This is a genomic window from Paractinoplanes aksuensis (assembly GCF_024137025.1).
Classification (GTDB): domain Bacteria; phylum Actinomycetota; class Actinomycetes; order Mycobacteriales; family Micromonosporaceae; genus Actinoplanes; species Actinoplanes aksuensis.
Map to the genome: position 1 here is coordinate 95,305 of NZ_JAMYJR010000052.1, position 24,878 is coordinate 120,182.

Annotated in this window: 29 protein-coding genes; 15 read left to right on the plus strand and 14 right to left on the minus strand. The window is 71.3% G+C overall.

The features are described 5' to 3' along the window. Positions 1-13 precede the first annotated feature (13 nt). From M1L60_RS41075 to M1L60_RS48585, 4 genes are all read left to right on the plus strand, one after another. Complete coding sequence (locus M1L60_RS41075; protein ID WP_253243002.1) at positions 14-745, plus strand: VOC family protein; 732 nt, start codon at positions 14-16, stop codon at positions 743-745. A gap of 40 nt (positions 746-785) precedes the next feature. Then, positions 786-980 (plus strand): DUF3072 domain-containing protein, encoded by a 195-nt coding sequence (locus tag M1L60_RS41080; RefSeq protein ID WP_253243003.1) that lies wholly within the window; start codon positions 786-788, stop codon positions 978-980. Positions 981-1,081: 101 nt separating this feature from the next. Continuing rightward, a complete protein-coding gene (locus tag M1L60_RS41085; protein ID WP_253243004.1) occupies positions 1,082-1,318 on the plus strand; it encodes a helix-turn-helix domain-containing protein in 237 nt (78 codons plus the stop codon). 3 nt (positions 1,319-1,321) lie between these two features. Continuing rightward, complete coding sequence (locus tag M1L60_RS48585; RefSeq protein WP_438862211.1) at positions 1,322-1,924, plus strand: Clp protease N-terminal domain-containing protein; 603 nt, start codon at positions 1,322-1,324, stop codon at positions 1,922-1,924. Here M1L60_RS48585 and M1L60_RS41100 read toward each other — a convergent pair. Continuing rightward, a complete protein-coding gene (locus tag M1L60_RS41100) occupies positions 1,921-2,307 on the minus strand; it encodes a hypothetical protein (RefSeq protein ID WP_253243005.1) in 387 nt (128 codons plus the stop codon). The two genes, M1L60_RS48585 and M1L60_RS41100, sit on opposite strands and share 4 nt — an antisense overlap. A 64-nt stretch (positions 2,308-2,371) precedes the next feature. Between M1L60_RS41100 and M1L60_RS41105 the strand changes: the two genes are divergently transcribed. Genes M1L60_RS41105 through M1L60_RS41115 form a run of 3 tightly spaced genes read left to right on the plus strand, consistent with a single transcriptional unit; the run spans position 2,372 to position 4,918 of the window. Beyond that, complete coding sequence (locus M1L60_RS41105; RefSeq protein WP_253243006.1) at positions 2,372-3,214, plus strand: NAD-dependent epimerase/dehydratase family protein; 843 nt, start codon at positions 2,372-2,374, stop codon at positions 3,212-3,214. Continuing rightward, positions 3,211-4,431 carry an enolase C-terminal domain-like protein gene (locus M1L60_RS41110; protein ID WP_253243007.1) on the plus strand — a complete coding sequence of 407 codons (1,221 nt, stop codon included), beginning with the start codon at positions 3,211-3,213 and terminating at the stop codon, positions 4,429-4,431. Before M1L60_RS41105 ends, M1L60_RS41110 begins: the two co-directional genes overlap by 4 nt. A gap of 46 nt (positions 4,432-4,477) precedes the next feature. After that, positions 4,478-4,918 carry a MarR family winged helix-turn-helix transcriptional regulator gene (locus M1L60_RS41115; protein WP_253243008.1) on the plus strand — a complete coding sequence of 147 codons (441 nt, stop codon included), beginning with the start codon at positions 4,478-4,480 and terminating at the stop codon, positions 4,916-4,918. A 22-nt stretch (positions 4,919-4,940) separates the two neighbouring features. Here the strand turns inward: M1L60_RS41115 and M1L60_RS41120 are convergent, their stop codons facing one another. After that, positions 4,941-5,141, minus strand: a complete 201-nt coding sequence (locus tag M1L60_RS41120) for an SDR family NAD(P)-dependent oxidoreductase (protein WP_253243009.1) — start codon at positions 5,139-5,141, stop codon at positions 4,941-4,943. Positions 5,142-5,347: 206 nt separating this feature from the next. On the opposite strand from M1L60_RS41120, the gene M1L60_RS41125 reads away from it, so the two are divergent. Further along, positions 5,348-6,316, plus strand: a complete 969-nt coding sequence (locus M1L60_RS41125) for a pirin family protein (protein WP_253243010.1) — start codon at positions 5,348-5,350, stop codon at positions 6,314-6,316. 184 nt (positions 6,317-6,500) lie between these two features. Here the strand turns inward: M1L60_RS41125 and M1L60_RS41130 are convergent, their stop codons facing one another. After that, positions 6,501-7,022, minus strand: coding sequence for a hypothetical protein (locus M1L60_RS41130; protein WP_253243011.1), 522 nt, complete (start codon positions 7,020-7,022; stop codon positions 6,501-6,503). 88 nt (positions 7,023-7,110) lie between these two features. On the opposite strand from M1L60_RS41130, the gene M1L60_RS41135 reads away from it, so the two are divergent. Both M1L60_RS41135 and M1L60_RS41140 read left to right on the plus strand, forming a co-directional pair. Continuing rightward, entirely contained in the window at positions 7,111-7,776 is a 666-nt protein-coding gene (locus M1L60_RS41135; RefSeq protein ID WP_253243012.1) for a TetR/AcrR family transcriptional regulator, read from the plus strand. A 51-nt stretch (positions 7,777-7,827) separates the two neighbouring features. Continuing rightward, positions 7,828-8,046 (plus strand): hypothetical protein, encoded by a 219-nt coding sequence (locus M1L60_RS41140; RefSeq protein WP_253243013.1) that lies wholly within the window; start codon positions 7,828-7,830, stop codon positions 8,044-8,046. A gap of 3 nt (positions 8,047-8,049) precedes the next feature. Here the strand turns inward: M1L60_RS41140 and M1L60_RS41145 are convergent, their stop codons facing one another. Next, the gene (locus tag M1L60_RS41145; RefSeq protein WP_253243014.1) at positions 8,050-9,051 is read right to left on the minus strand and encodes an SEC-C domain-containing protein; all 1,002 of its coding nucleotides are present in this window, start codon (positions 9,049-9,051) and stop codon (positions 8,050-8,052) included. Positions 9,052-9,150: 99 nt separating this feature from the next. Between M1L60_RS41145 and M1L60_RS41150 the strand changes: the two genes are divergently transcribed. Both M1L60_RS41150 and M1L60_RS41155 read left to right on the plus strand, forming a co-directional pair. Continuing rightward, entirely contained in the window at positions 9,151-10,347 is a 1,197-nt protein-coding gene (locus tag M1L60_RS41150; protein WP_253243015.1) for an aminopeptidase, read from the plus strand. Positions 10,348-10,545: 198 nt separating this feature from the next. Further along, positions 10,546-12,120 carry a phospholipase D family protein gene (locus M1L60_RS41155; protein WP_253243016.1) on the plus strand — a complete coding sequence of 525 codons (1,575 nt, stop codon included), beginning with the start codon at positions 10,546-10,548 and terminating at the stop codon, positions 12,118-12,120. Here the strand turns inward: M1L60_RS41155 and M1L60_RS41160 are convergent. From M1L60_RS41160 to M1L60_RS41170, 3 genes are read right to left on the minus strand one after another with little or no spacing between them, the layout of a single operon-like run. After that, complete coding sequence (locus M1L60_RS41160) at positions 12,107-13,195, minus strand: protein-L-isoaspartate O-methyltransferase family protein (RefSeq protein WP_253243017.1); 1,089 nt, start codon at positions 13,193-13,195, stop codon at positions 12,107-12,109. The two genes, M1L60_RS41155 and M1L60_RS41160, sit on opposite strands and share 14 nt — an antisense overlap. 4 nt (positions 13,196-13,199) lie before the next feature. Beyond that, positions 13,200-14,147 (minus strand): hypothetical protein, encoded by a 948-nt coding sequence (locus tag M1L60_RS41165; RefSeq protein ID WP_253243018.1) that lies wholly within the window; start codon positions 14,145-14,147, stop codon positions 13,200-13,202. After that, entirely contained in the window at positions 14,144-15,367 is a 1,224-nt protein-coding gene (locus tag M1L60_RS41170) for a phosphotransferase family protein (RefSeq protein WP_253243019.1), read from the minus strand. Before M1L60_RS41170 ends, M1L60_RS41165 begins: the two co-directional genes overlap by 4 nt. Before the next feature lie 68 nt (positions 15,368-15,435). Between M1L60_RS41170 and M1L60_RS41175 the strand changes: the two genes are divergently transcribed. Beyond that, a complete protein-coding gene (locus M1L60_RS41175) occupies positions 15,436-16,497 on the plus strand; it encodes a hypothetical protein (protein ID WP_253243020.1) in 1,062 nt (353 codons plus the stop codon). On the opposite strand, the gene M1L60_RS41180 is transcribed toward M1L60_RS41175, so the two are convergent. Next, positions 16,460-16,870, minus strand: a complete 411-nt coding sequence (locus M1L60_RS41180; protein ID WP_253243021.1) for a cupin domain-containing protein — start codon at positions 16,868-16,870, stop codon at positions 16,460-16,462. The two genes, M1L60_RS41175 and M1L60_RS41180, sit on opposite strands and share 38 nt — an antisense overlap. Before the next feature lie 94 nt (positions 16,871-16,964). Beyond that, complete coding sequence (locus tag M1L60_RS41185) at positions 16,965-17,750, minus strand: hypothetical protein (RefSeq protein ID WP_253243022.1); 786 nt, start codon at positions 17,748-17,750, stop codon at positions 16,965-16,967. Between the two features lie 403 nt (positions 17,751-18,153). On the opposite strand from M1L60_RS41185, the gene M1L60_RS41190 reads away from it, so the two are divergent. Further along, positions 18,154-18,366 carry a hypothetical protein gene (locus tag M1L60_RS41190; protein WP_253243023.1) on the plus strand — a complete coding sequence of 71 codons (213 nt, stop codon included), beginning with the start codon at positions 18,154-18,156 and terminating at the stop codon, positions 18,364-18,366. A 233-nt stretch (positions 18,367-18,599) separates the two neighbouring features. Here the strand turns inward: M1L60_RS41190 and M1L60_RS41195 are convergent, their stop codons facing one another. The 3 genes from M1L60_RS41195 to allB form a co-directional block, all read right to left on the minus strand. Beyond that, entirely contained in the window at positions 18,600-18,971 is a 372-nt protein-coding gene (locus M1L60_RS41195; protein ID WP_253243024.1) for a TfoX/Sxy family protein, read from the minus strand. Positions 18,972-19,199: 228 nt separating this feature from the next. After that, positions 19,200-20,189, minus strand: coding sequence for an allantoicase (alc, locus tag M1L60_RS41200; protein WP_253243025.1), 990 nt, complete (start codon positions 20,187-20,189; stop codon positions 19,200-19,202). After that, positions 20,189-21,502 (minus strand): allantoinase AllB, encoded by a 1,314-nt coding sequence (gene allB / locus M1L60_RS41205; RefSeq protein WP_253243026.1) that lies wholly within the window; start codon positions 21,500-21,502, stop codon positions 20,189-20,191. Before allB ends, alc begins: the two co-directional genes overlap by 1 nt. A gap of 74 nt (positions 21,503-21,576) precedes the next feature. On the opposite strand from allB, the gene M1L60_RS41210 reads away from it, so the two are divergent. After that, the gene (locus M1L60_RS41210; RefSeq protein WP_253243027.1) at positions 21,577-21,867 is read left to right on the plus strand and encodes an alpha/beta fold hydrolase; all 291 of its coding nucleotides are present in this window, start codon (positions 21,577-21,579) and stop codon (positions 21,865-21,867) included. A 66-nt stretch (positions 21,868-21,933) separates the two neighbouring features. On the opposite strand, the gene M1L60_RS41215 is transcribed toward M1L60_RS41210, so the two are convergent. Further along, positions 21,934-23,073, minus strand: coding sequence for a DUF6986 family protein (locus M1L60_RS41215; RefSeq protein WP_253243028.1), 1,140 nt, complete (start codon positions 23,071-23,073; stop codon positions 21,934-21,936). Further along, positions 23,073-24,620, minus strand: coding sequence for a malate synthase A (gene aceB, locus M1L60_RS41220; RefSeq protein WP_253243029.1), 1,548 nt, complete (start codon positions 24,618-24,620; stop codon positions 23,073-23,075). The genes M1L60_RS41215 and aceB overlap by 1 nt, the downstream gene beginning before the upstream one ends. Between the last annotated feature and the right edge of the window lie 258 nt (positions 24,621-24,878).

Below are 24,878 nucleotides of genomic sequence, written 5' to 3' on the forward strand. Positions count from 1 at the left end.
GACTCCCTGCTGGGTGGAGCTGACGACTTCGGACCGGGACGACACGGCCGGTTTCTATGCCGGGCTGTTCGGCTGGCAGGTCGAGGGTGATCGATTCCTGCTCAACGGGCAGGCCGTGGCCGGCATCAGCCGCACGCGACCGGAAACGCCGCCGGGCTGGCTGACCTATCTGGCCGCGCCCGACCTCGCCCGCACCGCGGAGCGGGTCACGCAGGCCGGCGGCCGGCAGCTGACCTGGCCCGAGGAGCGGCACGGGGCCTGCACGGCGATCGTGTCGGACTCGAACGGCGCCCTCTTCGGCCTGTGGCAGGCGGCCGGGTTCTCCGGGGCCCAGGTGCGCGGCGAGCCGGGCACGATGGAGTGGTCCGACCTGCTCACCAACGACATCAGGACGGCCACCGACTTCTACGGGTCGGTCTTCGGCTGGTCGCTGACCGACGAGTTCGGCAGCCGCGAGTGGCTGAGCGAGGCCCACGACTCGGTGGCCGGCCTGATCACCGGCCGCTACGACGTCCGCTGGCAGCCCTCGTTCCAGGTGGCCGACACGACCGAGACCATCGACCGCTGCGCCGGGCTGGGCGGCCGGGTCGTGGCCGGGCCGGTCGAGATGGGCCTGGGCAGCTATGTCGAGATGCTCGACCCGCAGGGCGCGCCGTTCGCGGTGACCGCGCCGGTGCATCGCCCTGTCGAGTTGAGTGTGGCTTACAACGACATCATCGGCATGGAGTTGACCTACGGCGGGTAAGGGAACAGGCGTTCGAAAAGTGAGGACGAGAGGACGCCTGATGACCGACCTGTCGAACGCCGAGAAGGACCCGTCGGACTGGACCACCGGTGACGAACCTGCCACCGGCGCCCAGGAGAGCTATCTGCACACCCTGGCCGGCGAGGCGAACGAGGAAGTGCCGGACGGCCTGACCAAGGCTGAGGCATCGCAGAAGATCGACGAGCTGCAGGACAAGACCGGCCGCGGCAAATAGAGCGGTAGATAAAGACGGGCCGACCTCCGGGTCGGCCTTCTTTATGCCCGAACTGTCAACCGGGGTTGACGATCGTCGGGTCGTCAACGTAAGTTGACATCATGACCGAAGCAACCGATCTCGCCGCGGCCGCCGGCAGCGCCGATCCACGGGTCGGCCTGCGCGCGGTGGTGGCGTTGCGCCGCCTGCTCGAGGGCCTCGAGCACCTGCAGGTGGCCAACGCCCGCCGCAAGGGCTGGTCCTGGCAAGAGATCGCCGACGCCCTCGAGGTGACGCGTCAGGGCGTCCACAAGAAGCACGCGCGCACGATGCCGGCGCCGGACCCACGGGAGGACTGAAAGATGTTCGAGCGATTCACGGCCGAGGCACGCACCGTCGTCACCCGGGCCCAGGAGGAGGCGCGCCGCCTGCACCACGAGCACATCGGCACCGAGCACACGCTGCTGACCCTGCTGGCCGACCCCGCGGGCCCGGTGGCCCGGTCGACCGGTCTCGACGCCGAAGCCGTACGGGCCGACGTCCTGCAACGCATCGGCGGTCACAACCAGGACGGCCCGGTGCTCAGCGACGCCGACGCCGAGGATGCGGCCGCGCTGAAAGCCATCGGGATCGACCTGGCCGCCGTACGGGAAGCGATTGAGGCCAATTTCGGCGCGGGTTCCCTGCGGCTACCGCGCCCGCCCCGGAAGAAGCGGGGCCTGTTCGGCAAGGTCGTGGCGGGCAGCGGGCACATCCCGTTCACCAACCGCAACAAAAAGGTGCTCGAGCTGTCGCTGCGCGAGGCCATCCGGCTCAAGCAGAAGTTCATCGCGCCCGAACACATCATGCTCGGCCTGCTGCGCGAGGGGCACGGGCTGGCCATGCTGATCATGCACGACCGGGGCGTCGACTTCGACCGCGTACGCCAAGAGATGGAACGCTCGGTCGGCGCCACCGCCGCCTAACCGCGGTAGTAGACCCGCAGCTGGTGACCGTCGGCGGTGTGATGCCAGCCGACGTCACCGAGCACGGTGATGTCGGGCCGCCGCTCCAGCCAGGCCGCGGCCATCGCGAACGCCTCGGCCGGCGTCTGCCCGACGAAGACGACCCGGCGCTCCCACTCCTCCCAGACGGTCGGGGACGGGCCCGTGATCACCGCGGTCGGCCCGACGCGGCGGCCGTTGCGGACGCCCCGCACGTACCAGTCGTTGATCTCTTCGTCGTGTTCGACCGACCAGCCGTCGATGCGGCCGAGATCGTTGACGATCGCGTTGCGCGCGCAGTCCAGCGCGGCATCGAGCACGGCGAACTCGACCACTTCGCCCTCGTACTCCACCCGGAACGCCATGCATCTGCCCCCACCGGCCGACCAGGGGACGATCTTAAGCGATTTCCCGAGTAAGTTTCAGATCATGCCTGCTCACGTCCTCGTCACCGGGGCGGCCGGCCTCATCGGCGGCGCCGTCCTCGACCTGCTCGCCGCCGACGGCGTCACCACCACCGCCCTCGTCCTCGACCCCGGCGACACCCGGGCCGACCGCACCCTGGTCGGCGACGCCCGCGACGTCGCGCTGGTCGACGACGCCCTCGACGGCTGCGACGCCGTGATCCACCTGGCCGCCATCCCCCACCCCGGCCGCGACCCCGACGAGGTCGTCTTCGGCCACAACACGCAGGCCACGTTCACCGTGCTCGACCAGGCCGGACGGCGGGGCATCCGGAACGCCGCGATCGCCAGCAGCTACGCGATCGGCGGTCTGCCGTTCGCGCGGCGGCCGCTGCGGCTGCCCTACCTGCCGATCGACGCCGCCCTGCCGCTGCAGATCACCGACCCGTACGCCCTCTCGAAGCGCACCGACGAGGCCACGGCCGACATGATCCACCGCCAGTACGGCACCACCGTGGTCGCCCTGCGCCTGCCCTTCGTGGGCGGGGCCGACGACCGCCTGCGCCCGATGGCCGAGCTGTTCGCCGACGATCCCGGGCGTGGCGCGGCCGACGTGTGGAGCTACCTCGACGTCCGGGACGCCGCCCGAGCCCTGGTCATGGCGTTGCAACCGGCCCTGCCGGGCCACCACGTGCTGTACGTCGCCGCGCCCGAGACCCTCGCGCCGCAGTCCACCGAATGGCTGCTCGACGAGTTCCACCCCGGCGTGCGCCGCCCCGCCTTCGAGGGGCGCGCCGTGCCGATCGACCTGCGTCCGGCGCGCGAACTGCTGGGATTCACCGCCGCGTACGAGTTCCCGGTCGCATGAACACGCCGACCATCACCGGCGTGCGGGTCGTGGTGACCGCGCCCGAGGGGGTCAACCTGGTCGTCGTGCGCATCGACACTTCGGAGCCCGGTCTGTACGGGTTGGGCTGCGCGACGTTCCACCAGCGTTTCGCGGCCGTGGTGTCCGCGCTCGAGACCCACATCGCCCCGATGCTGGTCGGCCGCGACGCGTCGCAGATCGCCGACATCGGGCGGTCGCTGCACTACTCGTCGTACTGGCGGAACGGCCCCGTGCTCAACAGCGCGCTGTCCGGGGTGGACATGGCGCTGTGGGACATCGCCGGCAAACGTGCCGGCCTGCCCGTGTACGACCTGCTCGGCGGCCCGCTGCGCGGAGCGGTCCCGGTCTATCTGCACGCATCGGGCGCCACCATCGAGGAGACCCTGGACGAGGCCGAAGCGCTGGTCGCGGCCGGCTACCGCCACGTGCGACTGCAGACCGGGCAGCCCGGCCTGGGCACGTACGGAGCTCCCGGCTCCCCCGGTGGTTATCCCGGCTCGCCGTACCCCGACGGCTGGAACGTCCACCACTACCTGGCCCAGACCCCGCGCCTGTTCGCGGCGGCCCGCGACCGCCTCGGCGACGACGTGGAACTGATGCACGACGTGCACAGCCGCCTCACCCCGAAACAGGCCGTCGTGCTGGCCCGCGCGCTCGAGCCGTACCGCCTGTTCTTCCTCGAGGACGTGGTGGCGCCCGAACACTACGACCGCCTGCCCGAGGTGCGCGCGGCGTCGCCGGTGCCGCTGGCCGTGGGCGAGTTGACGGCCTCGGTGACCGACGCCGCCCGCCTGGTCACCGCGGGCGGCGTCGACCTGCTGCGCTGCCACATCTCGGCCATCGGCGGACTGACCCCCGGGCACAAGCTGGCCGTGCTGTGCGAGATGCACGGCGTACAGACGGCTTGGCACGCCCCGGCCGACGTGTCGCCCGTGGGCGCCGCGGCCAACCTCGCCCTCGACCTGACGAGTCCGGCATTCGGCATCCAAGAGGGTCACATCTACGCCGAGGCCGTCCATGAGATCTTTCCCGGTACGCCGGTGATCGCGGCCGGATACGCCCGGCCCTCGACCGCACCGGGCTGGGGCATCGACCTCGACGAGGCCGCCGCCGCCGACTACCCGCCGGTGTTACTCACCCACGAACGCTGGGCGGCCACGGTCCGCCGCCCCGACGGCTCGATCGAGGCCCCGTGAGGCGGACCACTTGTTGTTTCAGATTTGAAAGAAGTATTGTTTCTGTATGGCTGACCCGCTGACCGAGAGCCAACAGCTCGCCTGGCGCAGCTTCATCGAAAGCTCCTGGGCCCTGCACACCCACCTCGAAGACGAGCTGCGCGCGCAGACCGGTCTCAGCATGAACGATTACCACGTGATGGTCACGCTCTCCGAGGCGCCGGAACACCGCCTGCGCATGGGCGAACTGGCCAGCAAGCTGGTCTTCTCCCCCAGCCGCATCACTTACCAGATCAGCTCCATGGTCAAACGCGGCCTGGTCCGCAAACAACCATGTCCCGAAGACGGCCGCGGCCAGGAAGCCGTGCTGACCGACGAGGGCATGGCCGCCCTGGAGGCCGCCGCCCCCATGCACCTGATCACGGTCCGCGACAGCTTCATAGACCGCCTCGACCCCGACGAACTAGCCGTGGTCCACCGCGTCTTCGACAAGGTCCGCAAGGCTTAGCCCGCCCGGACGGGCCGGATCGTCAGGTCGCCGATCTCGACGTCGTCCGGCTGGTCGATCGCGTGGTGCGCAGGACGCCGTCGGTGTTCTCCTGCTGCAGTGCCTCCAGAAGCGTGCAGACCGCATTTTTGGTCCCGGCATACACCGCCCGCGCGGGAACGATCTTCAAGCCCGAGGTCGACACGACGGTGACCAGACGGCCACCGCTCTGACGACGGAACACCGGAGGCCAGCTCGATCGGGAACGGATTCCCGAGGCCGCCCACCGGCTGGTGCGCGAGCCGGCCGAGTGAAAGCTCAACGCCGTGGCCAAGGCCTGCGGCACCGGGCAGGGCACGATGTACCGGCGCTGGCGTGAGCCGGCCCACCCTGGTATTTCAAGTTTGAAAGAGTTACGGTGTAGCAAGTCCAAGCTTTGGGAGGCCTGCCATGCCCGCCATTACCGTCGACGACGTTCTGGTCCTGCCGCGGGTGCCGCAGCTCGACCCCAGCACCAGCTTCCGGCCCGTCCGGCGCCTCACCACCGCGCCCAGCGGCTACGAGGGTGAGGGCTTCCCGGTGCGCCGAGCCTTCGCGGGCGTGCCGCTGAATGAACTCGACCCGTTCATCCACCTGGATCAGATGGGCGAGGTCGACTATGCGCCTGGAGAGCCGAAGGGGACCCCTTGGCACCCCCACCGGGGGTTCGAGACGGTGACTTACATGATCGACGGGATCATGGATCACCAGGACTCGTTGGGTAGTGGGGGCACTATCGCCAACGGGGACACGCAGTGGATGACTGCGGGGCAGGGCATTCTGCACATCGAGGCGCCGCCGGAGCATCTGGTGACCAGTGGTGGGCTGTTCCACGGGCTGCAGCTCTGGGTCAACCTGCCGCGGGCGGCCAAGATGATCACGCCGAAGTACCAGGACATCCGCGGGCGTGAGGCGGGGTTGCTCACCACGCCCGACGGGGGCAGCCTGATCCGGGTCATCGCCGGTGAGGTCGCGGGGCACGCGGGGCCGGGCTCCACGTTCACGCCGATCAACCTGGCCCATGTGACGCTCCAGCCGGGCGCTCAGCTCGACCTGCCCTGGCAGCCGGAATACAACGCCCTGGTGTACGTGATGGCCGGCCGCGGAACGGTCGGGGCCGAGCGGCGGCCGATCGAGATCGGGCAGCTGGCCGCGCACGGCAAGGGTGACGCCATCCGGGTGACGGCCGACGCCAGCCAGGACTCGAACATCCCGGCCATGGAGCTGTTCGTCATGGGTGGGCAGCCGATCCGCGAGCCGGTGGCCCACTACGGCCCGTTCGTGATGAACACGCAGGCCGAGCTCAAGCAGGCCTTCGAGGACTTCCAGAAGGGCCGCCTCGGCGTCATCCCGGCCGAGCGCCTCCCCCACACCGACTGACCCACCAGCGACCAGGCCCCGCTCGGCTTCAACCGGGCGGGGCTTTCGCGTTGCCGAAGCAGGTCAAGGGTCGTGTCCCGCGGATCACGCGGTGCTGCGGCGCGACCCAAGCGTCACCTGACCAGGGGCGATGCTGCGCAGCAGGGGCCACCACCGCGCTCCCACGTGATCCGCGGGACACGACCTAAACGCCGGCGCCGCTGACCCCGGCCGGGATCACGTAGTCGGGGGTCGGGTCGTTCTCGGGCTCGTCGCCGACGGTGGCGCCGGTGGAGGCGGCGCGCAGCAGCATCTTGGTGCCGTCGGCGCAGACCACGGACACGCCGGCCGGGGCCGGGGCGGGAGCGTCCTGGGGGCCCAGGTCGGGCAGGCTCACCAGCTGCCATGAGGTGAACGCGGCCGGCTTGGCCACGTCGAGCAGCTGGACGACCAGGATCGACAGGCGAGCCACCCGGTCGCTGATCTTCGGCAGTTCCGCGGGCATGGGCAGGGGCTTCTCGCCGGGCCAGATCGCGCCCCACAGCATGGCCGTGGCGGTTGAGGCGTAGGTGACCCGGACGCCCGCGATCGAGGTGGTCCGCGATTTGGCCGCTGACGGGCCCCACGGTTCCGTGCCCGTGCCGTAGCGCTCGATCTTGACGATGTCGGGGTGCTCGGCGGCGACGAGCACCCGCTCGATCACGTCGAGAACCTGAGCGAGCTGCACGTCTGCTCCCTTTGTTGCGCTGTCCGAAGTCGCCGGACAGTCTACGGCGATTTCAGATACACTGCGTTTCCAGAAACGAGGTGCATCTGTGCGACTCACCAGACTTCAGGCCCAGCAGCAGACTCACGAGCGGCTGCTGGCCGCCGGCCGTGAGATGTTCCGGCGGCGCGGGTTTCTGGCGGTGACGGTGGACGACATCGCAGCCGAGGCCGGGTACACGCGAGGAGCGGTCTACAAACACTTCGGCGGCAAGGAAGGGCTCTGGCAGGCGCTGGTACAGGCGCAGAGCGAGCTTGTGCTGAGCACGTTGCGGCAGGTGCTGGCCCAGGTTCGTACGCGGGAGGAACTGCTTCTCGCCCTCAACCCGGGCCAGGCGGCCGACGACGGCTGGGCGCTCGTCGCGGCCGAGGCCACGGCCGCGCATCCGACGGTGGTGGCCGAGGTGCAGCGCCGGCTCGACGACGAGCTGACAGTGCTGCTCGGCGAGTGCTGCGAACGGCTGGGGGTACGCCCCGCGATGCCGCTGCCGCATCTCGTGACGGCTTGGGGCGCCTTGGGCGGCGGCTTGGTGCTGCGCCGCGCGACGGCCCCGGAGACCGACGTCGCGACTGTTGCCGCAGGCGTTCTCGCCGCTCTGTTGCCCCCGAGCGAAGCAGCCCGGCCCCCGAGCGAAGCGGCCCGGCCCCCGAGCGAAGCGGCCCGGCCTCCGAGCGAAGCAGCCCCACCGGCCCCGAGCGAGGAAGAGACGGGTTGATGCGTACCGAGGCGGACGACGAATGGCTGGCCGAGCATCGGTCGATGCTTCATGAATCGGCTGCGCCGCCGGTTCAGGGTGCTCGGCGGCGCGGCTAGCGCGGTCTCGTACGCGGACACCGGCCCGTACGCCGGCGCCCCGCGCAACCCGGGCCTGCGGATCGGCGACGAGAAGAGTTACTCGACCATCGTCCACACCGAAACACGCGACGCCTGGCTCCCGCCGTCGCCGGAGCGGGCGGAAGACAGGCGTCGCGGCAACGCTGTCTGAGGGTCAGGCGCGGGAGCGCGGCAGGCAGTCCTTCTTGTATTTCAGGCCCGAACCGCACCAGCAGGCCCCGTTGCGCTCCGGCGGCCACGCGATGTGGTTCGTTCCGCCGGTCAGTTCCCGGGCGTACGCCGACCGCGTGCCCGCCTCGGCCGGGTCGCCGTGCTTGGCCAGGCCGTCGGCCGTCGCCGGGAACACGGCCAGGTTGCCGCGGCCGGCGCCGGTCAGGCGGACCAGCTCTTTCTCGAGCCGCCCCCGGTGCTCGTCCCAGTCGGCGCCGTACTGCTCGGCCAGGGCCGGCCACTGCTTGAGCACACTCTCGAACTCGGCCTGCGGGAAGAACACCAGCTCGGTCGGGTCGGCCGTGGCGGGCGTCGCGCTCGCGTTGGCCAGCCGGGTCTCGAGCCGCTCGGCCAGGTTGTCGTGGTGGTCGTGCTGCAGGCCCAGCGCGTGGCGCAGGCGGTGCCGCTGCTGCAGCAGGAAGAACAGCGTGCCGGCGTCGTCCGCGCTGGCCGGCTCGTCGGACTCGTCGGCGTTCGCGGCCCGCTCGGCCAGGGACAGCTTGACCGCCTCGGTCAGCCATTCCTCGGCCTGGCGGGAGCGCTTGCCGACGACCAGGGCGGCCGTGATGAACGCGGCCGCGTCGGGCTGGGTGGTCAGCTGGGGGCGCAGGGCGTCGAGCTCGGCCGCGGCCTCGTCGTCGCGGCCGGCCCGGAACAGGATGCGGGCGCGGACGGCGCGGGTGTTGGCGACCTGGTTGTCGTCACGGTCGCCGAACGCCGCGATGGCCTGGTCGGCATAGCGCAGGGCCGCGTCGAGCTTCGAGCGGCTCTCGGCGATCTCGGCGGCCAGCGTCAGGGCCTGGCCCGCGTCCTCCGGGTCTTCGAGGCGGCCGGTCTCGACCGCGTCGGCCACGTCAGCCGCGACGCCGAGCGGGTTGGCCGCGCCCAGGGCGGTCTGCCGGATCTCTTCAAGGTCTGCGCTGGTCAGCACCGTTTTTGTCGACACGCCGCCAATCTACTGCGACTTGCGCATCTGTGGCTGTTGATCTGAGTCTCATTTGCGCCGGGGCATCGCAACTGGCCGGTAACACATAGCCTGCGGGACATGGCGCTGATCGAGCGATTCGCGGAGCTTGTGGTCCGGGCCGGCATCAACGTCCAGCCGGGTCAGGGCGTGGTTCTGCACACCGACACGGCCCACCTCGAGATCGCCCGGGCGGTGACCGAGGCGGCGTACGCGGCCGGCGCGGCCTGGGTCGAGCCGGTGTGGACCGACGGCCCCATGCGCCGATCGGCGGTCACTCATGCGAGTGTCGAACAGCTTTCCGCCGTACGCCCATGGGCTCTGAACCGCATCCGCGAGTGGCAGCAGGCCGGGGTGGCCTGGATCCGCCTGCTCGGTGAGGCCGACCCGCACCTGTTCGACGGTCTCGACCCGGCCCGGACAGCCGCCACGCCCATCGAGGAGGCCCAGGCGACGCGCCGGATCATGATGGGCGGCGCGCGCTGGGTGGTGGTCGGCGCGCCCAATCCGGGCTGGGCCCGCGAGGTGTTCGGCGAGCCCGACGTCGACCGGTTGTGGAAGGCCGTGGGCACGGCGATGCGGCTCGACCTCGACGACCCGGTGGCCGCCTGGCAGGAACGCAGCGCGATCCTCGCCGAACGCGGCCGCCGGCTCGACGCGCTCGAGTTGACCGAGCTGCACTACGCGGGCGAGGGCACCGACCTGACCGTCGGCCTGTTGCCGAACAGCCGCTGGACGGGTGGCGGCCTGATCGACCAGGCCGGTCTCCCGTACCTGCCGAACATCCCGACCGAAGAGGTCTTCACCAGCCCTGATCGCACCCGGGCGGAGGGGGTCATGCGGGTGACCCGGCCCGCGGTGATCGCCGGCCAGGTGGTGACCGGGCTGCGGGTGACGCTGGCCGGGGGCCGCATCACGGACGTCTCAGCCGACGAGGGAGCTGAGGTCGTGCGGGCTCATCTCGAGGCCGACGAGGGCGCCCGGCGCCTGGGCGAGGTGGCCCTGGTCGACCGGGACAGCCGGATCGCCCGTACGGGCGTGGTCTTTCACAACATGCTGTTCGACGAGAATGCGGCGTGCCATGTGGCGTGGGGTCAGAGTTTCCCGTTCGCCGTCGCGGGGGCGGCCGCGATGACCGACGAGCAGCGGACGGCGCTGGGGCTGAACATGTCGAGCGTGCACACCGACGTGGTGATCGGCGGCGAGGGGATCACGGTCACCGGCCGCGGGCCCGGCGGCTCGGTGACGATCATCAGGGACGACGAATGGGTGTTGTGATCTCCGTTACTAGATCATGAAGAGCATCGCGCCGACGCCCATGACGACGAGCAGCAGCATCGCGATGAGCAGTCCCCTTTCGGCGGCAACAGCGGGGTCGGCGGCTTCGGTGATCGGCTCGGCGCTCATCGGACGGTCCCTTCGGAACTAGCGCGCTTCGAGGTGCGCGCGCCGGGTCGGCGTTCTAGATTCGGGGGCGTGCCTCTGCCGGACTGGTTCCTCTCGCAGGAGGAGCGGGGCAACCCGGACTCCTCCATACCCACCTGGTCCACCGGAAACGCGGCCAAGCCACTGATTCACGGCAAAACATATTTTGACCGTCTGGTGAATGAGGTGGAAAGTCTCCGCGAGGGTGACCACCTGTTCTTCACCGACTGGCGCGGCGACCCCGACGAGCGACTGCGCGACGACGGGCCGACGATCGCCGAGCTGTTCTCGGCCGCAGCCCGGCGCGGGGTCCTCGTCAAGGGTCTGCTCTGGCGATCCCACCTGGACAAACTCGCGTACAGCGAGGAAGAGAACCGCACCCTGAGCGACGACATCCGGGCCGCCGGCGGCGAGGTGCTGCTCGACCAGCGGGTGCGCCGCGGCGGTTCGCACCACCAGAAGCTCGTGGTGCTGCGCCACCCGGACCGGCCCGAGCTGGACGTCGCCTTCGCCGGCGGCATCGACCTTTGCCACAGTCGGCGCGACGACGAGCGGCACCTGGGTGACCCGCAGGCGGTGGCCATGGCCAAGGCGTACGGTCCGCATCCGCCCTGGCACGACGTGCAGCTCGAAGTGCGCGGGCCGGTGGTGGGCGTGCTGGATCTGACGTTCCGGGAGCGGTGGAACGAGCCGGACGACCTCGACCAGCACGGCCCGATCTCGACGGTGATCGACAAGCTCAAGCACGCCGACATGAGCGCCGACAAACTGCCGCCGCAGCCGCCCGACCCGCCCGAGTGCGGGCCGATGGCCGTGCAGACGCTGCGCACCTATCCGGCGATGCGCCCGCAGTACGACTTCGCCCGCAACGGCGAGCAGACCGTGGCCCGCGGCTACACCAAGGCGATCAAGCGGGCCCGGCGGCTGATCTATCTGGAGGACCAGTACCTGTGGTCGGCCGAGGTGGCCCGGCTGTTCGCCGACGCGCTGCGGGCCAACCCCGACCTGCATCTGATCGCGGTCGTCCCGCGTTATCCCGACGTCGACGGCCGGTTCGCGCTGCCGCCCAACCAGATCGGCCGCGAGAAGGCGATCGAGCTGTGCTCGATGGCCGCGCCCGACCGCGTGCACGTGTTCGACCTCGAGAACGAGGCCGGCACGCCGATCTACGTGCACGCCAAGGTGTGCGTGGTCGACGACACCTGGTGCAGCGTGGGCAGCGACAACTTCAACCGCCGGTCCTGGACGCACGACAGTGAGCTGTCGAACGCGGTGCTGGACGACACGCGCGACGAACGGGAGCCGCGCGACCCGGCCGGGCTGGGCGACGGGGCGCGCCGGTTCCCGCGGGAGCTGCGGCTCGCGCTGACCCACGAGCACCTGTGCCGCGAGGACCTCGACGTGGTCGATGCCGAGGACGCCGTACGGGAAATGACCGCCGCCGCCGACCGGCTGAAGGCCTGGCACGACGGGGGCCGGCAGGGTCCGCGCCCGCCGGGCCGGCTGATGCCGCACTCGACCGAGAAGCTGCCGTTCTTCCAGAAGTTGTGGGCCACCCCGGCCTACCGGCTGGCCTACGACCCGGACGGGCGGCGCTGGCGCGACCGGTGGGCTAACCGCTGGTGAGCTCCCAGCGGCCCGGCAACAGGATGGGTGCCTCCGGGTCGCCGCCGGGCGCGAGCTCGACCCGCCACGCCTGCATCGGCGGGCGGCCCGACGCGATCCAGCGGTCGAGGATCGCGGTCGCCTCGGCCGCGTAGCGCTCGGCGTCGTCGCCGCCGGCGGCCACGCTGCCGTCGGGCAGCACGGCCGCGCCGCCGGTGCGCTGCTCGTCCAGCACCATCAGGCAGTTCTGTTCGTGGCCGGGCACGGCGGCATAGGTCGCGCGGCGGTGCCAGACCCCGGCCGCATACCACAGATCGCGATAGGCCAGGGGCTCCAGCGGCGGGTCGAAACGGCTTCCGGCGTACGGGACCAGGGGCTTCATCGATTTGGGCGGGGCCGGCGCCGGGAACGGGTGGGCGGCCGTCAGCGGGCCGGCCGCGACCATGAAACTGGACGGGCTGACCACGCGGGCCCGGCGATCAGCGGTGATCCGCAGGACGGGGTGGGTGCCCGCGTGCTCGACCGGCGCCACGACCACGCCGTCGGGTGTTCCGTCGAGCTGCTCCAGCCATTGCGGCGACACCCCGGCCACACCGACCGTGACGATCACCCGGTCCACCCGTACGCCGGGAAGCCCTTGATAACCGTCACCGAGCACCACCCGTACGCCGTCGACCCCGGCCCGGGCCAGGGCCGAGCGGGCCCGCGAGGCGACGTCGGCCTGGACGTCCACGCTGATCACGGACGCGCCGAGGTGGGACAGCAGGGCCGCGTTGTAGCCCGTGCCCGCGCCGATCTCGAGCACCGTCAGCCCGGGCCGCACGTCCAGCGCCTCGATCATCAGCGCCATCAGCGACGGCTGGCTCGACGAGCTGATCGGCGTGCGACCGTCCACCTTGGTCACCAGCACGTCGTCGTCATAGACGAGCTGAAGGAAGTCGGGGTCGGCGGGCTCGGCCCAGGTGCCGTCGCGCCGCTGGAACCCGTCGGGGACGAACACCTCGCGCGGCACCTCGGCGAAGGCCGCGGCCAGTTGCGGCGAGAGGGTCAGGCCCCCGCGCCGGATCCGGTCGAGAAACGCCTCCCGCGGTCCCATCCCCTCACCCTAGTTGCGGGAGGAGGGAGGTCGGGGAGATCAGCGGGCGCAGGTCGTCACTCCGCGGTGATCGCCGGGCCACGCCGGCCAGCAGGTCGGCCAGCTGAACGCGCGGGTCGTCGCGGGAGTCCACCATGACCAGGCCGGCCAGCGGTGACACTCCGTCGACGGCCAGCGCCTGCTGCAGGCGGGTCAGGCGGTCGGCGGTGAGGGCGCTCTGCTCGTCGTGGGTGACCAGCACGCGGCGGCGGCCGTCGCTCCAGAACAGCACGGTCTCGGCCAGCGCCGGCAGCAGCGGCTCGAGCGGCGGCGGGATCGACCGGTCGTCGCGGTCGAGCCGGGTAACGAAGTCGCGAATCCGTCCCGCGTCGCCCAGCGCGTCCCATGCTCCGTCGCCCAGCACGTCCCGGGCTCGGTCGCCCAGCGCGTCCCCGGCTCGTTGGAATTGTTCGATGACTTGGCCCGCGGGTGGGCGGCGTTTGACGCGGACCAGTCCGGCGAAGGCGGCCAGGAACTCCGTCCAGACCTCACCGGCCTCGCGTCCGGCCCGGAGCAGGTCGGCGGCGACCGCTCGCTGATCCGGGGTCAGGCGGGCGTAGGACGGCTCGGCCAGCAGCAGGTCGACGATGCGGGTGACAAGGAAGAACTCCTTGTCGATCAGGTGCACCAGGGCGCGGCCGCGCAGGGCGGTCAGCAGGAACCGCAGCCCCTCGGCCGCCCGCGGGCCCCGCAGGAAGGGCCCGGACTTCAGCTCGTGGTCGCTCGACCGCAGCTCGGCGATGAGCCCGGCGGCCTCGTCGGCGCTGAGATCGACGCTCGCATGCGTGATCATCGGCGTGGTCGGGTCGAGCAGGTTGGTGCCCGAGAAGCCGGACTCGTCGCAGGCGATCTCCACCACAGGGCCGGCCACCGCCTCGACCGGAGGCAGCCCACCCTGCAGCGGGGTCCTCATGCCCGGGCTGCCTCCACGGCGGCGGCCAGCCCCTCGGGCACGTCGGTGGCGTGGTACGGCCACTCGGTCGGCTCGATGTTCTCGAGAAACTCGGAGTAGATCAGCGCTCCCCGCAGATCGGCGACCGGGCGCATCAGCGCGACGGCCCGCACGGGGTCGGAGCCCGGCACGGTCTGTCGCCAGCGGTCGGCCCAGGCCGCGAGCAGCCGCTCGCGTCCAGGCAGCCCGGGGCCCCGCTCGCTGCCGTTGGTGTCGGCGTCGGTCAGGCGCAGAATGTCGAGTGCGGGGTGGCCCAGAACGCAGTCACCCCAGTCCATGATGGTGATCCGGCCGGCGTCGTCGGTGCGGACGTTGCCGGGGTGCAGGTCGCCGTGGACCAGCGTGTCGGGCAGGCCGCACTCGGCGATCTCGGCGAAGCGCCGCGGCAGGTCGGCGACGAATTCCCGCAGGCCGGGTATGCCGTCGTAGAAGGGCTCGGCGATCCGGACGTACTCGCCGAGCGTCTTGCCGAGGCGGGCGTCGGGGATCCGGGCCAGCGCGGCCGGATCGGCGGCGAAGTGGGCCTGGACCGGGTGGAACGCGGCGGCGATCTCACCGCACAGGTCGGCGCCGGCGCCGTAGCGGTCCGCACCCGGGGCGTGCGCCAGCAGCATGCGGCCGTCGGCGCCATCGGCGATCAAGCGGGGCACCAGGCCGGGCGCGACACTGTCGACCAGGCGGATGGCGTAGGGCTCGTGGACGAAGAACCGCGGCACCTGTTTGAGCCAGGCCACCGGGTTTCCGCGCGCGTCGTCGAGCCGCCAGATGGCCGACAGGTTCCAGGTGCGGCACTGGTGAGCGGTCGTGCCGGGGACCAGGCTGGTGGCCCAGGCGATCGACGCCGAGGGGCCGCCGCGCTCGGCGTAGGCAGCGCGCTTGGCGTGCGGCTCGGACCAGTTCCCGAAATAGGGCCGGCTCGATTCCCCCGGGCTGCTCGGCGGCGGCGTGGTCTGCCGTCCGATTTTTCGGATATTTGCGGCTTCATCGATGAGTTCGGCCAGATAAGTGACGTGACCGCCCGGTGGGCCGGCCTTGTCGCTGTGCAGCAGGCGCAACACCTGCAGACCCGGGCCGAAGTCGTCGACCGGCTGCCACCACGGGCTCGCCGGTTGGAACGGCTCGGTCTCACCCAGCAGCTCGCCGTCGGGGCTGACCAGCACCAACGTCACGGTTCGCGTCACGAGGGCCAACCTAACTCAGACGTACGGAACGGATCGCGCGAATTTCCGGCCGTCGGTACGATGCGCGGATGTTCGGACGCTCCGCCACCGCCCTGCCCGAGCTCTGCGCCAGCCTGGCCGAGGCCGTGATCCGGCTCGACACCAAGGCCTCGACCAAGAGCTACCGCGCCATTGTGGACAGACTGCCCGAGGCCGACCAGGGCGAGCTCAGCGAGGCGCTGCCGCCGCTCGTGCCGGCCCTGGAACAGGTCGCCCTGGGCAACGGCGCGCTGCTGGCCACGCTGGTCGCGGGCCTGATCGAGCAGGGCGCCGACCCGCTGCCGGTGCTGCCGGTGCTGGTCGACCGGGTGTCCACCGGCCTCGAGCTGGCGGCCCAGTTCGGCGTGCTGTCCGACAAACTGGGTGGTCCGGCGACCGCCCCGACGTCGGCCGAGGAATACAAAGACCTGCGCGAACGCCTCATCCGGGCCGCGCCCCAGGCCGGGCTCAGCGTCGAGGAGGCGGGCGAGATCGCCCAGGCCTGGTTCACGGTCAACGACTGGATCCCCAGCCTGCTGCTGCCGCTGCAGCAGAAGGCGGCCCGCCAGGCGCTGCCCGCCCGCGACCGGCTGACCGCCGCCGCGGCCTCGATGACCACCCACGCCGAGGACGCGGCCTGGCTGTTCGGCCTGCTCGAGGTGCTCGACGACGAGCCGCTGCTGGTGCTGCACCGCCCGACCAGCCGCGCCTACGACCTGACGGTCAGCGGCGTCAGCGACAACTTCCAGCTGCACACGCTGCTGGCCGCGACCCTGATCGGCGACGAGTCCCGCGGCCTGCTCCCCGGCACCCGCCCCGAGCCGGCCTGGATCGCGGCGGCCACCGACGGCGACCTGATGCCCGCCGACGGCATCCGCGGCCAGTTCTACCTGGCCGACGCCTCGGGCGAAACCATCTGGAACGAGGGCCGCCTGGCCGACATCCCCCTGCTGGGCGACCACCGGGTGATCGTGCTCGACCCACCCCCGTACGAACGCAGCTGGAACCTGGGCCGCGCCTACCCCCTGATGAAGCCCGAGGTCGTCCTCAACCGCATCCTCCCGGCCGACGAGGCTACGCAGTGGGCGTCGCGGGTGTCCCCGGCGTCGTGAGTTCCTGACCGGTCGTGCTGTGCACGTGACCCGGGATCTCGCCCTCGTGCCGGTCCCCGGTCGTGAGCGTGCCCGACGGCTCGAACATGAGAATCGACCCTCCACCCGCTGAGGAAGGCCGATGCTCCACGCCCCGCGGCACCACGAAGACGTCGCCCGGCTGAAGAACGACGGTGCGGTCCCGGAGCGCGATCTCGAACTCACCGTCGATCAGCAGGAAGAACTCGTCGGTGTCCTCGTGGACGTGCCAGACGTGCTCACCCCGGACGTGCGCGACCCGCACGTCGTAGTCGTTCATGCGCGTGACGATCCGCGGGCTGTAGACCTCGTCGAAGCTCGCCAGCGCCGCCGCCAGATTGACCGGTTGATCCATGGCCCCAGGGTGCCCTCCACCTCGGCCCGGCACCACCCCGTCACCCTCATTCCGCTCCGCCCTCATTCCGCTCGGCCCTCGTCTCGCTCCGCCGTCATTCCGCGACGGCGAGCGTGACGCGATCGAGCACCGGCTCGAACCCCAGCGCCCGATAGCCCGCGACATCGGTGGTCAGGACGACGACATGCTCGGCCACCTGGGCCGCTTCCGCGCAGGCGGCAGCGAATACAGCATCGGTACGACCGTCGGGCGCATAGGACGCGCTGACCCGGGTCATGCCGGCCACCACGCGACTGCGCCCGGCCATGGCCACAGGCCGGCCGTCGACCTCCCACACCGTGAGGCCGCCGTACCGCAGCGGCTCATCGATGACGTAAGCCAGGTCGCTCGGATCACCCGGATTGGCCGCCATCAACTCACGGAACCAGCCGACCAGCAGCTCCCGGTCGTCCCACGTACCGCAGCGTGATCGTCCCTCTTCGCTCGCACCCGACGCCCGCAGCGCCGTCAACCGACAGACCGAAACCCTCGAGCGCTCCACGAGCCCGGCACCCGTGCTCCCCCGCCAAGCGGCAGCAACCCGCGTGGCGTCCCGGCCGTCCACAGCCAGCCCGTCCACCCCGCCCAGCGCGTCCGCCAAAGACGACAAAGCCACTTCCGGTACGGGCGTGAGCACTGGCACATGCCGGGGCGCCCACAAGAACGCCCCCGCCACCACACCGTCCGCGCCCGCCCACCACCCGAACTCACCGCCGGCCGCAGTCGCCTCGAGATAGGCCGCCTCAGTCAGCAGAACGGTGTGCCCAACCGGTTCGGACGCCAGAAAATCGCCCGCAGCAGCCAGGAACACGCGCACATCGGTACAGGTCGACCAGCCCACACCTGATCCTGAACCGCCCACCCCACTCACGCAACGTCCACCCCGCGCGCCCCTCACAACGCCCACCGCCCAGGACGACCAACCCGTGCAACCTCCACCCCGCGCACAGCCGCCCGCCCGACAACCGTCGCCGCGCAGGACGGCCAACCCGCGCAACCTCCACCCCGCGCACAGCCACATGCCCCTGACAACGCCCAACCGCGCACGCCACCCCGCACACAGCCGCCCGCCCGACAACCGTCGCCGCGCAGGACGGCCAACCCGCGCGGGGCCTATCCGAGCCCCCGCCGCGCGGCCGGCAGCAAAGCCGCTCGATCCGGTTCGGTCAGGAATCGAGAAGCGCCGACCGGGTCGCCTCTCCTAACGTGACCAGCACAGACATCGCACCGAGGAGAGGTTCCCGATGAACAAGTGGATCCGGCAGTTCCACCGCTGGGTGGCCGTCGCCTTCACCGTGACAGTGCTCGCCACAGTCGTCGCGCTCGCCCAGGAGGAACCGCTCCTGTGGGTCTCGTACACCCCGCTACTGCCGCTGGCCCTCCTGTTTTTCTCCGGCGCCTACCTGTTCGCCCGCCCCTATCTCGTCAAGCGCCGCACCGCCGCTACGCGGGCCTGACACAGGGCCGCCGTTGCGTATACAGGCGGCCACAGGTGTGGCGACCGCCGCCGTCACCGACCTCGTGGGCGACCGGCCGGCCGTGCTCGACGCCGGATGCCCCAGCGGCCCACCGGGGTCGAGCGCACCTTCGGCCCGACGAGATCATCGTCACCAAGACCGATCCGCGCGGCATCCTGACGCTCGACGTGTCCGGCAAGATCGCATGGAACCCGGCGCGGGACGAACGCCTTTCACCGAGGTGGCGCTTTCTTCGGCTTCCGCTTCGCCGGGACGGCGTTCTCTTTCGGCGGCAGCGTCGACACATGGTCGTAGGCCTCGGTCAGCCACCGATCAAGCTCGGGATCATCAAGCCGATCGCCGGCCACCAGAATCCAGCCGCGCATGAAGCGCCCACCCGATTCGAACGGCCGCACCCCGGGCCGCTCCAGCGCCGCCGCCACGCCCTCAGGACCGAGACGAACGATCAGTTCGTCGTCGGCGACGCCCACCGTCATGTTGCCGTTGGTGAAGAACGCCAGCCCGCCGAACATCTTGCGCTGGGTGACGGCAGGGTCGGTCAACTTGTCACGCAGCCGCTGAGCCAGCGTCTCGTCATAGGCCATCGGTGCGCCTCCAGTCGTCGCGCTGCCGCTCGGCCGGCGTCTCGTCACAGCCCATCGGCATGGCTCCGCTTGCCGCACGCCAGCGCTTCGTCACAGGCCATCGGCATGCCTCTGCTTGCCGCACGCCAGCGCTTCGTCACAGGCCATCGGCATGCCTCCGCTTGCCGCACGCCAGCGCTTCGTCACAGGCCATCGGCATGCCTCCGCTTGCCGCACGCCAGCGCTTCGTCACGGGCCATCGGTGTGCCTCCGGAACTGGTCTTCGAGGTAGCCCGCAACCGGCCGGCCGTGCAGGCGCAGGCGGGCCATGCCGCCGTCGGGGAAGATGTCGAGCCGGACGTGGGTCGCGACCCGCCCCACGCCGATCGGGAAGCGGTGTGGGGTGTCGGGCCGCAGCGCGACCCGGGGCAGCAACTCGAACCACTCCTGACCGTCCTCGCTGCCGCGCAGCGTGGCCCAGCCGGGCGCGTTGCCCTTGAAGTGGGTCGTATCTAGATCGGCCAGCGCGATCTCGGCCGGCGCGGCCAACGCCACCGTCACCCAGTCGTTGGCGTCGTCGCGGCGGCGGGACGTCTCCCACCCGTCGCCCATGTGTTGAGCCAGACCGGGCATCAGCATATGGCCGGGATGGCCGTAGAACATGTTGCTGCACCCCGTGATGCGAGCCCCGTAGGCCAAGGCCGCCACATCGAAAACCTCGGGCAGCAGCCGCGGGTCAGGCACAGACGTGCCGTGAACGCGCAGGCGGGCGACGCCACCATCAGGAAAGATCGTGAGCCGGACGTGGGTGAAGCGCCGCGGATCGGTCACGGCGAACAGGTTGCGGCTGTCGCCCTGCAGCGGCGACCGCGGCACGAGCGGCGTCCACTCGGCGGCGAGCAGATCGGCCGGGTCGGGATAGCCCTCGACGGCCAGCCCGTCGATCGCCGCGTGGGGCGGATAGTTGCCGGTGAAGAACGCGGTGTCGATATCCACACCGCGGATGACGCCGGGCGCGCCGAGCCGCACGATCGCCGTGTCGTGGCCGGGGGCACGGCGGCGCCGGGTCTCCCACCCGTCGTACACCTGGCCCTTGTGGTCGAAGGTGCGAGGAGCGAAGACCGGCGGCTGGGGCAGCACGAGATGGTCGGCCGCGGCGAAGAACTCGTCGTCGGCGTGGACGACGCCGCCGCCGAGCGCGCGGGACGCCAGGTCGGGCAGGGTGGCGAACTCTTCCATCAGGCGACCCTCCGGCTCAGGAACTGACCGCGCGCGGTGGCGCCGGCGACGGCTTGGCCACGCAGCCAGGTGGTGCGGACGACGCCGTTCAGCTGCTTTCCCGCGTACGGCGTCATGGGGTTTTTGTGGTGCAGCCGCGCCGGCTCGACGACAAAAGTGTCGTCGGGGTCGAACGCGACCAGATCGGCATCGGCGCCCACCTCGATGCGGCCCTTGGTGTGCAGCCCCACGAGATCGGCCGGGCGCCGAGCCATCCACTCAACGACGTCGGCCAGCGAGTGCCCCCGCGCGCGGGCCGCGCTCCAGACCACCGGCAGGCCGAGCTGCACCGACGCGATGCCACCCCAGGCCACCGCGAAGTCGCCCGTGTCTCGCCTCTTGAGCTCGGGTGTGCAGGGCGAATGATCACTGACGACGCAGGTGATCAGCCCGTCGGCCAGGGCCGCCCAAAGCTGGTCGGCGTTGGCCGCGTCGCGGATGGGCGGGCAGCACTTGAACTCGGTCGCGCCGTCGGGAATGTGGTCGGCGTCCAGGGTCAGATAATGCGGACAGGTCTCGGCCGTGACCCGCAACCCGTCGGCCCGCGCGGCCGCTATCAACGGCAGGGCCGAAGCGGCCGACAGGTGCAGGATGTGCACGCGCCCGCCGGTGGACCGCGCGGCCCCGATCGCCGTGGCGACCGCCGCATGCTCGGCCTCGGCCGGCCGCGAACCGAGGAAGGCGGCGTAACCGGCCGGACCGGTCAGCTCGCCGAGATGTTCGGGATCCTCGGCGTGCACGACGAACTGGGCGTCGACCGCCTCGAGGGCCTGCCGCAGCTCGGCCGCCGACACGGGCGGGAACTCGGGCACCCCGGAATCGGCCAAGAACGCCTTGAACCCGAAGACGCCGGCCGCGTGCAGGGCCGGCAGCTCGGCCGCGTTGCCCGGCACGGCGCCGCCCCAGAAACCCACGTCGACGAACGTCTGCCCGCTCGCGGCGGCCTGTTTGACCCGCAGCGCCGCCACGTCGACGGTTGGCGGCAGGCTGTTGAGCGGCATGTCGACGATCACCGTGACCCCGCCGGCCGCGGCGGCCCGGGTCGCCGACGCGAACCCCTCCCATTCCGTACGCCCCGGCTCGTTGACGTGGACGTGCGTGTCGACCAGCCCCGGCAGCAGCGCGGTCTCGCCCAGGTCGGTGTCGACCGCCGCCTCGAACGCGTCGTCGTAGCCGCCCACGGCCACGATCGTGCCCGCCTCGATCGCCACGGCCGCCGCACGCTCACCACCGCCGGCGACCACCCGCCGCGACCGCAACACCAGCTCGACCATGGGGCAGAGCCTAATCTCCGGGTACGACAGAAATCGGGGATCGCCGCCGGCCGATCCGTCACTACCGTGAGGTCATGCGAGCGCCCATCACCGAACGTCCCTGCTGGCTGGCCGAGCTGCCGGTGTCCGCGCTGCACGCGGCCGCCTTCGGAAAGCTGGTGATCCTCGGCGGCTGGGAGTCGGAGCCGCCCGGCTACCGGCCGGGCATGGCCGCGGTGATGCGCGCGGTCTGCACCTCGGTGGCCGACCGCATCGGCGCCCGCCTGGCCGAGGTGCCCGGCACACGGCACGAACCCCACCGCGAACAGCCCGAAGCCTTCAACCACCCGCTCAGCACGTTCTGGTCGAAACACGAAGCCCCGTAACACGTCAGACCGCCGCGGATCGGCACTTCGAAGCCCGTGACGCGACGGGCCCAGCGCGGACGCGCGTCACAGGAAGGCCAGCAGCTCGTCCCGGCTGAAGGTGGCATCGGTCAGCGCGCCGCAATTGAGCCCGCGCAACAGATAGGTGGCCAGCGCTCGTGCGGTGGCGGGCTCGTCGGCGATGCCGCTCTCTTGCCGATCGACGTAGCGGCGCAGCCGGGTGACAGCCGCCTCACGGCCCTCGCGGAAGAACGCGTACGTGGCCGCGAACCGGGTCGGCAGCTGGGCCGGATGCAGATCCCAGCCCTGGTAGAAGCCGCGTTCCAGAGACCGGCCGACCAGGCGGTGGTGCACCTCCCAGGCCGACTGCACCTCTTCGCGGGAGCCGACGGGCAGGATGTTGGTCGAGCCGTCGGACAGGCGGACCCCGGTCTGGGCCGCCGCGACCTGCATGACCGCCTTGGCGTGGTCGGCCACCGGATGGTCCATGGCCTGGTAGGCCGCGGCCACCCCGGCCGCCGCGCTGTAGTCGTACGTGCCGTAGTGCAGGCCCGTGCAGCGGCCGCCGGCCGCGGTGATGAGCCGGGCCACGGTGGCGCTGCCATCGGCGGCCAGCACGGCGGCGGGCAACTCGACCTGGATCTCGAACCGCAGCGTGCCCGCGGCCAGGCCGTACCCCTGCTCAAGCCGTGCCAGCAGCGTGACCATGGCCGTCACCTGGTCGGTCCCGCTCACCTTGGGCAGCGTGACGACGAAATCAGCGTCCTGATAGGACGACAGGAACAGGTCGAGGGTCCGCAGCGCCCGCCGCCGGGTCGCGGCCTCGAGCGACTTGATGCGCAACCCCAGGAACGGGGGCCGGTCGCCCGCGCGCAGGATCGTCGCCGCCTTACGGACCGCCGCGTCCTCCTGGTCGTCGTCGCGGACGCCGTAGCCGTCCTCGAAGTCGACCCGCAGGTCTTCGATCGGCTCGCCGGCCAGTTTGTCGCGGACGCCCGGCACCGACCACGGGAAGTCGTGCAGCTCCATCACCCGCAGCGCCTCGGCGCCCCACTCGCGGAAGCCGTCGAGCCGGTCGGCCGGGATGTAGACGGTGTGCACGGGCTGCCGGTCGGCGCTCTCGCCCGGATAGCGCGCGGCCAGGAACGCGTCGTGCGCCGTGAGCAGCCCGTCGACCTCGTCGTAGTCGGCCCCGGTGAGCAGCATCAGTCGATCGAGTCGTAGGCGGCGGTGGTCAGGAAGTCGGCGAAGTCGTCGGCCAGCGCGACCCGTTCGAACAGTTTGCGCGCGTCGTCGAACCGGCCCGCGGCCCACGCCTCGTCGCCGACGGCCTCCCTGATCTTGGCCAGTTCCTCGTCCTCGATGCGGCCGACCAGGTCGGCGGTGATCTCGGTGCCGTCGGGCAGGCGGACGCCGTTGTGGATCCACTGCCACACCTGGGATCGCGAGATCTCGGCGGTGGCCGCGTCCTCCATCAGGTTGTTGATCGCGACGGCGCCGTTGCCACGCAGCCACGCCTCGAGGTATTGCAGCGCGACCGAAACGTTGGAGCGCAGGCCGGCCTCGGTGACCTCGCCCGGGGTCGCGCCGACGTCGAGCAGTTGCTCGGCAGTGACCGTGACCTCGGGCCGCAGCCGGGCGAGCTGGTTGGGCTGGTCGCCGAGCACCCGGTCGAAGATCTCGAGGCAGACCGGCACCAGGTCGGGGTGGGCCACCCACGACCCGTCGAAGCCGTCGCCGGCCTCGCGTTCCTTGTCCTCCCGGACCTTGGCCAGGGCGACCTCGTTGACCGCGGGGTCGCGGCGGCTGGGGATGAAGGCCGCCATGCCGCCCATCGCGAACGCGCCCCGGCGGTGGCACGTGGAGACCAGCAGCTCGGTGTAGGCGCGCATGAAAGGCGCGGTCATCGTGACCGAGGCCCGGTCGGGCAGCACCATCGACGGGTTGTCGCGGAAGTACTTGATGATGCTGAACAGGTAGTCCCACCGGCCCGCGTTCAGGCCCGAGATGTGCGGGCGCAGCGCGTGCAGGATCTCGTCCATCTCGAACGCGGCCGGGATCGTCTCGATGAGCACGGTGGCCCGGATCGTGCCGACCGGGATGCCCAGCGTCTCTTGCGCGTACGTGAAGACGTCGTTCCACAACGCGGCTTCTTTGTGCGATTCCATCTTGGGCAGGTAGAAATACGGCCCGCTGCCCCGGTCGAGCAGCTCTTGCGCGTTGTGGAAGAAGTAGAGCCCGAAGTCGACCAGCGCGCCCACAGCCGGCTCGCCGTCGACCGGCAGGTGGCGCTCGTCGAGGTGCCAGCCGCGCGGACGCATGACGATCGTCGGGTAGGGGCCACCCTTCAGCTCGTACGTCTTCTGCGGGGTCTCGAGAGTGACGGTGCGCCGGATCGCGTCGTACAGATTCTGCTGGCCCTCGACGACGTTGGACCAGTGGGGCGTGTTCGCGTCCTCGAGGTCGGCCAGCCACACCCGGGCCCCGGAGTTGAGCGCGTTGATGGTCATCTTGCGCTCGGTGGGGCCGGTGATCTCGACCCGGCGGTTCTGCAGGTCGGCCGGGGCGGGCGGGGCAGTCCACTCGGCCGCGCGGATCTCGGCCGTCTCGGGCAGGAAACCGAACGAGCCGCCGGCCGCGATCTCGGCCCGCCGGGCGGCCCGGGCCTGCAGGAGCTCGTTCCGGCGGGGCCGGAAACGCCTGTTCAGCTCGGTCACGAAAGCGACGGCCTGGTCGGACAGGATCTCGGTCATCGTCGGCGGCTCCCCTCGTTGGCGGCGGCTCCTCTCAAACCGTAGTGGAGGCGGAAGGCTCCGCAACCGCTTGTGGATAAACCGGTGGGGGCCCCCCCCCCCGGCCCCCGGGGGGGGGGGCCCCCCGGGGGGGGGGGGGGGGGGGGGGGGGGGGGGGGGGGGGGGGGGGGGGTGGGGGGGTGGGGGGGGGGGGGGGGGGGGGGGGGGGGGGGGGGGGGGGGGGGGGGGGGGGGGGGGGGGGGGGGGGGGGGGGGGGGG